Origin of the sequence: Streptomyces sp. WELS2 (assembly GCF_013870595.1) — a bacterium.
In the GTDB taxonomy this organism is placed as follows: Bacteria; Actinomycetota; Actinomycetes; order Streptomycetales; family Streptomycetaceae; genus Streptomyces.
On the sequence record NZ_JACBWZ010001135.1, the window covers coordinates 1 to 1,667 of the forward strand.

General features: G+C 70.2%; 1 protein-coding gene and 3 pseudogenes. 3 read left to right on the forward strand and 1 reads right to left on the reverse strand.

The features are described 5' to 3' along the window. Both H5J33_RS34355 and H5J33_RS34360 read left to right on the forward strand, forming a co-directional pair. Positions 1-202: pseudogene (locus tag H5J33_RS34355) on the forward strand (serine/threonine protein kinase); the annotation flags it as partial. Positions 203-313: 111 nt separating this feature from the next. Next, a pseudogene (locus H5J33_RS34360) lies at positions 314-685 on the forward strand (protein kinase); the annotation flags it as partial. Here H5J33_RS34360 and H5J33_RS38810 read toward each other — a convergent pair. Then, positions 643-921, reverse strand: a pseudogene (locus H5J33_RS38810) (ABC transporter ATP-binding protein); the annotation flags it as partial. The pseudogenes H5J33_RS34360 and H5J33_RS38810 sit on opposite strands and share 43 nt — an antisense overlap. A gap of 285 nt (positions 922-1,206) precedes the next feature. On the opposite strand from H5J33_RS38810, the gene panD reads away from it, so the two are divergent. Beyond that, complete coding sequence (gene panD / locus H5J33_RS34365; RefSeq protein WP_181798576.1) at positions 1,207-1,626, forward strand: aspartate 1-decarboxylase; 420 nt, start codon at positions 1,207-1,209, stop codon at positions 1,624-1,626. Positions 1,627-1,667 lie beyond the last annotated feature (41 nt).

Below are 1,667 nucleotides of genomic sequence, written 5' to 3' on the forward strand. Positions count from 1 at the left end.
CCCGATGAAGATCCCCGGGCTGGGCTGCCTGAAGGGCTGCCTGTTCACGATCGTCATCCTGGTCGTCGTCAGCTGGCTGATCTGGGAGCTGACCCCGCTCCAGGACTGGATCGGCACCGGCAAGGGCTACTGGGACCAGCTGAGCGACTGGGCCGGCAAGGTGGGCGGCTGGATCAACGACCTGGGCGGCTCCGGGAACTGACCGCCAGGTTGGAGATTTGTCGACACCTGGCGGGTGATTTCCGCCTCCGCGGAGAAGGTTGGCTCGCCGGACGCGTACTTTTAACGACAACACGCGTCTGTAGGAGCAGTCTTGGCACGGAAGATCGGCAGCCGGTACACCGCGAACCAGATCCTGGGGCGGGGAAGCGCCGGGACGGTGTGGCTGGGCGAGGGACCGGACGGCCCCGTCGCCATCAAGCTGCTGCGCGAGGACCTCGCCTCCGACCAGGAGCTCGTCGGACGCTTCGTGCAGGAGCGCACCGCGCTGCTCGGCCTGGAGCACCCGCGCATCGTCACCGTCCGGGACCTGGTGGTCGACGGCAACGACCTGGCCCTGGTCATGGACCTGGTGCGCGGCACCGACCTGCGCACCCGGCTGGAGCGGGAGCGCAGGCTCGCCCCCGAGGCGGCCGTCGCGATGAGCAGCGCGTGCGTCACGGAGTTCACCGCGAGCAATCCGGCCGCCGCGGCGACACCCTGCCCGATCTCGCAGACGGCGACCGTGAGCAGCGCGCGACGGTCCGCCTGCCACGCCATCCGCAAGGTCACCCCGACCAGCCCCGGCATGGACCGCGGAGCCGGCATCATCGTCAGGTCGAGCCAGGCCCGCTCGTGTTCCGACCAGCCCATGTCGTAGCGCAGAGGCCCGCCGAAGAGCTCCCGCTCGGCGTCGGAGACCTCCCCCGCTGGGAGTCGCAGGCGCCGGTGTCCTGGCCGAAGTCGATGTGGCCCCCCTCGACGGTCGTGTGGCTGCTCTCCTGCGGCTCAACGAGCCGGCGGGAATTTCGAACACACGTGTTTCGGCCGTGTCGGGACCCCGGGACCGAGCGCGCGGGAGTGACGCTGATCACGGGTGTCCTCCGGGGCTGCCGCGTAGCCCGCGCCCGGGGGAGACTGCCCTGACGCACGCGTCGTTGTTAGGGTGTCGAACAGCCCTTGACCTGCACAAGCGCGGGCAGGGAGCCGATCAGCAGGAGTGCATCGATGCTTCGTACCATGTTCAAGTCCAAGATCCACCGTGCCACCGTCACCCAGGCCGACCTGCACTACGTGGGATCGGTGACCATCGACGCCGATCTCCTCGACGCCGCCGACCTGTTGCCCGGGGAGCTGGTGCACATCGTGGACATCACCAACGGCGCCCGGCTGGAGACGTACGTCATCGAGGGGGAGCGCGGTTCCGGGGTCGTCGGGATCAACGGGGCGGCGGCCCATCTGGTCCACCCCGGGGACCTGGTGATCATCATCAGCTACGCGCAGGTGACCGACGCGGAGGCCCGCGAGCTGCGGCCCCGGGTCGTGCACGTCGACGCCGGCAACCGGATCGTGTCCCTCGGCGCCGACCCGTCCGAGCCGGTGCCCGGTTCGGACCAGCGGCGCAGCCCGCAGGCCGTGGGGGCCTGAGCGGCCGGCCGGCACCTTCCTGGAGGTGATCGCCGCCCACC